6 protein-coding genes and 2 tRNA genes are annotated in these 6,846 nt (G+C 42.1%); 3 read left to right on the plus strand and 5 right to left on the minus strand.

Annotation, left to right across the window (positions count from 1 at the left end; translation table 11 throughout):
• Positions 1 to 91 precede the first annotated feature (91 nt).
• Positions 92 to 1,315 carry a phosphoglycerate dehydrogenase gene (gene serA, locus CH373_RS05945; protein ID WP_100715163.1) on the minus strand — a complete coding sequence of 408 codons (1,224 nt, stop codon included), beginning with the start codon at positions 1,313 to 1,315 and terminating at the stop codon, positions 92 to 94.
• 107 nt (positions 1,316 to 1,422) lie between these two features.
• Between serA and CH373_RS05950 the strand changes: the two genes are divergently transcribed.
• Positions 1,423 to 1,980 carry a hypothetical protein gene (locus CH373_RS05950; RefSeq protein WP_243393279.1) on the plus strand — a complete coding sequence of 186 codons (558 nt, stop codon included), beginning with the start codon at positions 1,423 to 1,425 and terminating at the stop codon, positions 1,978 to 1,980.
• Between the two features lie 15 nt (positions 1,981 to 1,995).
• On the opposite strand, the gene lysS is transcribed toward CH373_RS05950, so the two are convergent.
• The 4 genes from lysS to CH373_RS05970 all read right to left on the minus strand — a co-directional run bounded on the left by lysS (position 1,996) and on the right by CH373_RS05970 (position 4,999).
• The gene (gene lysS, locus CH373_RS05955; protein ID WP_100715161.1) at positions 1,996 to 3,495 is read right to left on the minus strand and encodes a lysine--tRNA ligase; all 1,500 of its coding nucleotides are present in this window, start codon (positions 3,493 to 3,495) and stop codon (positions 1,996 to 1,998) included.
• Between the two features lie 2 nt (positions 3,496 to 3,497).
• Positions 3,498 to 4,139: a hypothetical protein gene (locus CH373_RS05960; protein ID WP_100715160.1), complete on the minus strand. Its 642-nt coding sequence runs from the start codon at positions 4,137 to 4,139 to the stop codon at positions 3,498 to 3,500.
• 58 nt (positions 4,140 to 4,197) lie between these two features.
• Positions 4,198 to 4,280: transfer RNA gene (locus CH373_RS05965), tRNA-Leu, on the minus strand.
• Positions 4,281 to 4,327: 47 nt separating this feature from the next.
• A complete protein-coding gene (locus CH373_RS05970) occupies positions 4,328 to 4,999 on the minus strand; it encodes a CDP-alcohol phosphatidyltransferase family protein (RefSeq protein ID WP_100715159.1) in 672 nt (223 codons plus the stop codon).
• 146 nt (positions 5,000 to 5,145) lie between these two features.
• On the opposite strand from CH373_RS05970, the gene CH373_RS05975 reads away from it, so the two are divergent.
• Both CH373_RS05975 and CH373_RS05985 read left to right on the plus strand, forming a co-directional pair.
• A tRNA-Asp gene (locus CH373_RS05975) sits at positions 5,146 to 5,219 on the plus strand.
• Between the two features lie 169 nt (positions 5,220 to 5,388).
• Positions 5,389 to 6,642 carry a hypothetical protein gene (locus CH373_RS05985; protein WP_100715156.1) on the plus strand — a complete coding sequence of 418 codons (1,254 nt, stop codon included), beginning with the start codon at positions 5,389 to 5,391 and terminating at the stop codon, positions 6,640 to 6,642.
• The last annotated feature ends 204 nt before the right edge of the window (positions 6,643 to 6,846 follow it).

Below are 6,846 nucleotides of genomic sequence, written 5' to 3' on the forward strand. Positions count from 1 at the left end.
ATTCCTGTAGGAGCTCCTACAATCTTTGCTGGTGGCATAACAGAGCGTGGGAAAACATTAAAAGCCGGAGCTCCCTCTGTATAAAAAATCCCTAATATAAGATCCTGGTTTTGATTGAGCCGGGATGCTTTTCGATTTTTTCCTTTAGTTCGTCTCCAACGCTTTTATCGATCACCATAGAAAGGTATCCGATTTCTGCACTGGTTCCTAAATGTTGAGAAGTGATATTTGCACCGATCTCTGATACCATTGCGTTGATATCCTTTAGGAATCCGGGTTGGTTCTTGTGAACATTCAGAATCCTATAGCTTCCGGGTGGAATCGGTGAGATTTCTAAGTTTGGAAAGTTTACTGCGAAAGAAGTTGAGCCGTTATTTACGAATTTGAGAAGCTTACTTGCCACTTCTGTCCCGATATTTTTTTGAGCCTCTTCCGTCGAACCACCGATATGCGGAGTCAAAATCACATTTTGCAATTGTTGCAAAGGAGTAATGAATGGGTCGTTATTCGACTCTGGCTCTTCCGGGAATACGTCTATTCCAGCTCCGGCAATTTTTCCGCTCTTTAGTGCTTCCGCTAAAGCCTCCAAATCAACTACCTTTCCTCTAGAAAGGTTGATCACATAGGCACCTTTCTTTGTGAGTTGGATTTCCTTCTTTCCATACAAATTCATTGTATTTTCGTTTTCCGGAACGTGAAATGTGATAAAGTCAGAAACTGAGAGCAGTTCTTCATAGGAGTTCAACGGAGTTGCATTCCCTAAAGGAAGAACAGTTTGCGTGTCATAATAGACTACTTTCAGCCCCATTGCTTCTGCGAGTACAGAAACCTGGCTACCGATATGTCCGTATCCAACGATTCCTAAAGTTTTGCCTCGAACCTCGAAACAATTCTTCGAAATCTTATTCCATTTTCCTGAATGAGTGTTTTGAATATGGTCGGGAACTCTCCTCGCCAGCATTACGATTTCGGCAACGACCAGCTCCGCTACAGAACGGGTATTTGAGTAGGGTGCATTGAAAACTGGAATCCCTTTTTTTTCGGCTTCTTCTAAGCGAACTTGGTTTGTACCGATGCAAAAGCATCCTACAGTGAGCAGACGCTTCGCCTTATTTATCACAGGTTCCGTGATATTGGTTTTACTTCGGATCCCTAGGACGTGGATCGATTCTATTTCTTTTAAGAGCTCCTCCTCATTCATTGCATAAGAAAGCGCCCTTACATTAAACCCGTCCTTCTGGAATAGGTCAAAGGCATCTTGGTGAATGTTCTCCAAAAGAAGAACGTTGATCTTTTCTTTAGGGTAAGAGATCATAGTGATACAACCATAGAATGCATGCGCTACTTCTCTGGAAATCGGATTTTTTTACTTCACGCTTCTCCGGTTCCCGTAAGAATTGTCGCAATTTTGCAGGAGATCCCATGAGAAACAATCTGACAGCAACTACCAAAGGACTGATTCGAATCGTAAGTTGCCTCTTTGTATCTATGCTCGCACTGTCCTGTTCCTCCGGAAAAATCCAGATATTGCCGGAACCAGTTATGGAGCAAATTACATTTCGATCTCTTCCGGTTTGCGTAAACGCATGGTTTTGTGGCGCGGGAGATTCCGGATCTTTGAGTGTCCGCGGACTTTTGAATAATCGATCAGGGGAAAAAACTCTCTTTTTAGAATACTATATGAGCACTTTTGAAGAGAGCTTTCCAGTTGGCTTATCTCTAAAACTAGATCAAACCTGGCACAATTTGCGAAAAGTTTCCACCGAATACGGTCAGAATGTTCGAGTCGTGTCTCTATTGCCGGTGGATGTTTATGAGAAGATCCAACAAGCGAAGGAGGTCCAATTCAGCTTTACGTCCCGCGAAAAAACTGTCACACATCCACTTTCAAAGAGTGATCTGAATTCTCTGCAAAAGTACTTATCAGAAACTAAATCCAGCCTAGATACTTACGCAAAGCTGAATATCGCAAATCACTAATTGTTGAGAGCAGAGTTATTCTGGCCTCATTAGAGGGAATAGGATTGTATCCCGAATCGAATGCGAATTTGTCAGTAGCATAACCAGTCGATCGATCCCGATTCCGAGTCCTCCCGTCGGAGGCATTCCGTATTCTAAGGCACGAATATAATCTTCGTCCATCATGAATGCTTCCTCGTCTCCTGCTTCTCTTTGCTTTACCTGCTCTTCGAATCTTTCTTTTTGATCAAAAGGATCGTTTAACTCTGAGAAGGCGTTTCCGATCTCTCGCCCTACTATGTAAGGTTCGAATCTTTCTACATAATTCGGATTGTTGGGATTCGATTTAGCCAAAGGTGAAAGTTCTTTTGGATAATCGGTAACGAATACCGGCTGGATCAAGTTAGGCTCTACCTTCTCGGAAAATACTTCGTCGGCGACTTTCCAAATCGTACCGCAATTCGAAACCTCAACTTTGATCTCGGATGCTTTCGCTTTTGCGTCCTCGACACTTTTTACCAAAGAAAAGTCTATACCAGTATATTCCTTGATAATATCCACGTACTTTACTCTCTTCCATGGTGCACTCAAATCAACCATGTCCTTTCCATAAGGAATTTTTAATGTGCCACAGATTTTCTGCGTAACATAGGTGATCAATTTTTCGGTTAAAACGAGCATTTTCTCCATATCCCCGAATGCCATGTAAAGTTCCAACATCGTAAATTCAGGGTTATGTTTTGTAGAAATTCCTTCGTTTCTAAAATTTCGGTTCAGTTCAAAAACTCTGTCTAGGCCACCGACGATCAATCTCTTTAGATATAGTTCCGGTGCGATTCTAAGGAACAGCTGCATATCCAGGGCGTTGTGATGAGTATGGAAAGGCTTGGCAGCCGCACCACCTGCGATCGGTTGCATCATAGGAGTTTCCACTTCCAAAAAACCTTCTGAGGTCAAAAAGGAACGAATTTCCGAGACAATTTTACTTCTAGTTACGAAAGTATCTCTGACATGATCGTTCACCACCAGATCCACATAACGCATTCTGTACCTTTGCTCCACATCGGCAAAAGCATCGTAGATCACTCCATCCTTTTCCTTGACTACCGGAAGAGGTCGAATGCATTTTGCTAATAGAGTAACTGCAGTTAGATGAAGAGTGGTTTCTCCTTTCTGAGTTTGAAAGAGATAGCCTTCTACACCTATGATATCGCCTAGGTCTAGAGTTTTAAATAGAGAGTAGGAATCTTCGCCCAAATCATCTCGAGTCGCATACAATTGAATGACACCAGATTTGTCCTTTAGGTGAGCGAAGCTTGCTTTTCCCATTACTCTTTTGGAATGTAATCTACCACCTAAGATAAACTTGGTTTCCGGACCGGTGGGTTTTTGGGAATATGCTTCGATCAGGTTCGCCGCATAGGAATCTGGGAAAAAGCGGATCGGATAAGGATCGATGCCCTTGTCCTTTAAGTCCCTGATTTTGTGAATCCTTTGTTCGATTAGTTCATTCGTTTCTTTTAATTCTTGGGACATTTTTAATTTCCTATCAGTATAAGATACAAGTGTTTTGCCAGCCTTCCGAGAATCGATTCCAAGCCCTTCGGCTTTAGGAACCAATCCGATGCACTGTTCTGTTCCGGCACTTTAGAAACAGCTAGATAAATTCCTGCGGGTTCCAAAACGGATCTATAGAGTCTGAGCAGTGTAGCAGAATCGTATTGTTTCCCTACGAGTGTGAAAGTTTTCCACTGCCTATCCAATGCTACTTTCAATAAGGTCTTAGGAAAGTCTTGGGATCCGGAAGCAATCGTGTAAACCAAGATCTTAGTTTCGTCTACTCCTTGTTCCTTCAGAAAGCTTTGCAAACTCTCTGTTAGATCTTCTGAAATCCCCAAATCAGATTCTGGAGTGCTAGGGGAATAGAGAACCACGATATTAGGCGCTAAGCCTTTCTTCCACAAGGTCGCCGCTTGCTTGCATTTGTCTTTTCTCGCGGTCTCGATCGCTTCCAATACGATTGCGTCAGACTTCTTAGCTTCTGCATTCGATGTAAGTAAAAATGGAGCACAGAAAAATAATAGTAAACCGAGAAGCAAAAGAGAAAGGAAACCGTAGGAAACTAATCTAGCTTTTTGCAGGAATTCCTGCACAGATAAAGATCCTGGATTTGCGGACATTTTACGTTTTGCCTAACCAATCCGGAGTAGTTTGCTTGGATTTTGTTCGAAGGGAGGTTGCTCGAGAGGGGACTCGAACCCCTACACCTAACCGGCACAAGCACCTCAAGCTTGCGTGTCTACCAATTCCACCACCCGAGCGGTTGCGATTGACAGGATGGGGGAGGTCATGGGGGCGTCAAGAAAAATCATACCAGCTGATACTTCTTCTTCTGCTTCTTATCTTTAGGATCCAAAATAAATCTTTCCGGATGAAATACAATGTCCCAGTATCTTCTTGCGTAAGCAACAACTCCGATAGAAAGAATTAAGATCAGTACATATCCTGAATATTCCGGATGCTGTATGAAATGATCTTTAGGATATTGATGGGATATTAATGGCAGACTCATGTACCAAAGCACTGTAGCTGCCACGATTCCTACTCCGATTTTTCCCCACCAGTTCGGCTTGCCTTGGATTCCTCTTTTTAAGTAAAGGAAGCCACCTAACCAAATTCCTAAAATCTCTCTAAGAATATAAATCAATAAAATCCATAATGGAAATTCGTAGTAGTGAACAATTACTGATAGCCCGCCAACCGTGACGATCTTATCGCAAATCGGATCCAAGTATCTTCCCAAAACCGATTCCTGTCCCAAGAGTCTTGCTAGAAATCCGTCTAAGTAATCTGTCAATACAGCTCCGATGCAAGTAGCAATCGAGAAAAAAAGATACTCACTATTTTTGGGAGATTCTATATGCTTGCGGGTGAAATACATGAAGAACGGAAGCATGAGAACTCGGCTTACGGAAAGAAAATTAGAAATCGTGAAGATTCTATCTTCTAACAAATCTTTCGGTTTTTTCTCTTGCAGCATGTTTGAAAACTCTCGGTTAGAAGTGCTTATCAACGGACTATTTCTCCGATATGTAATAGAATCAAGAAGGTACTTAAAAATTCATCCCTTTTTCGTTGAAAAGGGTTGACCCTGTGGGCTTCCGTACAATCATGTTTATCGAACGAGGAGCTGTAGCTCAGCTGGTTAGAGTGCCTGCCTGTCACGCAGGATGTCGCGGGTTCGAGTCCCGTCAGCTCCGCGGCAAAATCCCCCCAAATCCGAATAGACTCGAAGCGAGAAGCTGAGAGCGTTTCGGGATTCCCCAAAATCCCTGTAAAAAGTCTATATTTAGGCCAATTCCTTCGCAACCTGTCGGTCTTTCGCTTTTCGCAAGATAGAATGGTACCAGAAAATGTAAGGTAGAACCGATGAAACTTTTCAAAATTTTCCTTTGGCTATTTCTAATTGCACTGACTTCTTCCCTCATTTTGGCGATGGCCAGTGACAGAATCGGGGAGCATAAATCTAGCACATTCGGAAAAGCCTACGCCGATTTTAAGGCCTCCTGGGGAGGGGAAATTGGAATCATTTTACCGAAATTTATCCGAAAAAAGAAAGCCGAAGAAAAGGTGTGGGATGCAAAGTCGGGGAACTATGTTCCGACTCAGACTTTCTTGGACACTGTCTTAACTCCTGATTCAATCCAGCTTTCGGCAAATCTTGATTATAAAGAGCAATCGTTCTCTTGGTTGAACTTCAATGCGTTCGAAGCGAGCAACGAGGAAATCTACGTAATTCAAAACTCAACGAAGGAAACTTTTCCGTTATATTTGAACCTTCAAAGCCTCCTTTTCGTAGATGTTTTGTTAAGCGGAGCAAGTCTATATACTGATTTTGTACTAGAAATTCACAACAAAAACAAAGTTCTTACTGACATTCGTTTTAATGAGCCTGCACTCATATGGAGTGATTTCAAACCGGGAGAAAGCTTAGAAGTCCGGCTCAAATACAAGGTAAAAGGAATCGACGTATTCAGATATTTAACTTCCGAATACAGGAATAGTATTATAAAAAAATTAAATGCAAAAATTATTGTGAACTCAGATGAGTTCGAATTGTATCGATTCGGTTTATCGCATCGTATCGTCAAGGAGAACGGAAAAACCATTGTTTCATTCAATTTGGAGAATTTTACCACGACGGAAGATATTGGTATCTCCTTCCTCCAAGCGAATCAATATCTGGATCGAGTAGAAAGTTTAGTGGCGAGGTCTCCTTTAGCCTGTATCGTTTTTATTTTAGTAATTTTTGTATTCAGTCAGGTGCAGAAAATCAGATTCAACTATTTGCATTATCTTTTCTTGGTTTCCATTTTAGTTTTCTACTATTTGTATGTGACTTACCTAATTCGATTTATCGGAATCTGGCCTACCTTTTTGATTTCCGGGGTTCTAACTGGAATCATGTTCTATGTTTATGCGCCGAGAGTCTTTGGCAAAGATTTTGCCTACAAGATTATCCTGCCTTCACTCGGATCTCTGACGGTTCTACTCTCCGCTGTCTTCCTTCTCCCGATATTTAGGGGCTTATTGTTTATCACAATTATGTTTGTCTTCTTCGTGGTCATCATGGTCGCGATTGCTCGATCAAAAGTGGATGACTGGCCTATTTTTGAGGATTGAGTTTTTTTGGGGGAGGAAAGCCGTTCTGGTATTTGTAATTTTTTTTTGTTAAGCCCCGCCCTTGGTATGAACCGGAGACATGGGTAACAGAATAGACCGGGAACATAGGTAACACTAAACAAACGCAAAGGAGGACAAGCCTTTGCCGTGGAAAGAGGTGCGACCGATGGACGAGAAGGTTAAGTTTATTGCTGCCGTGGTAGA

The organism is Leptospira perolatii (assembly GCF_002811875.1).
GTDB lineage: Bacteria > Spirochaetota > Leptospiria > Leptospirales > Leptospiraceae > Leptospira_B > Leptospira_B perolatii.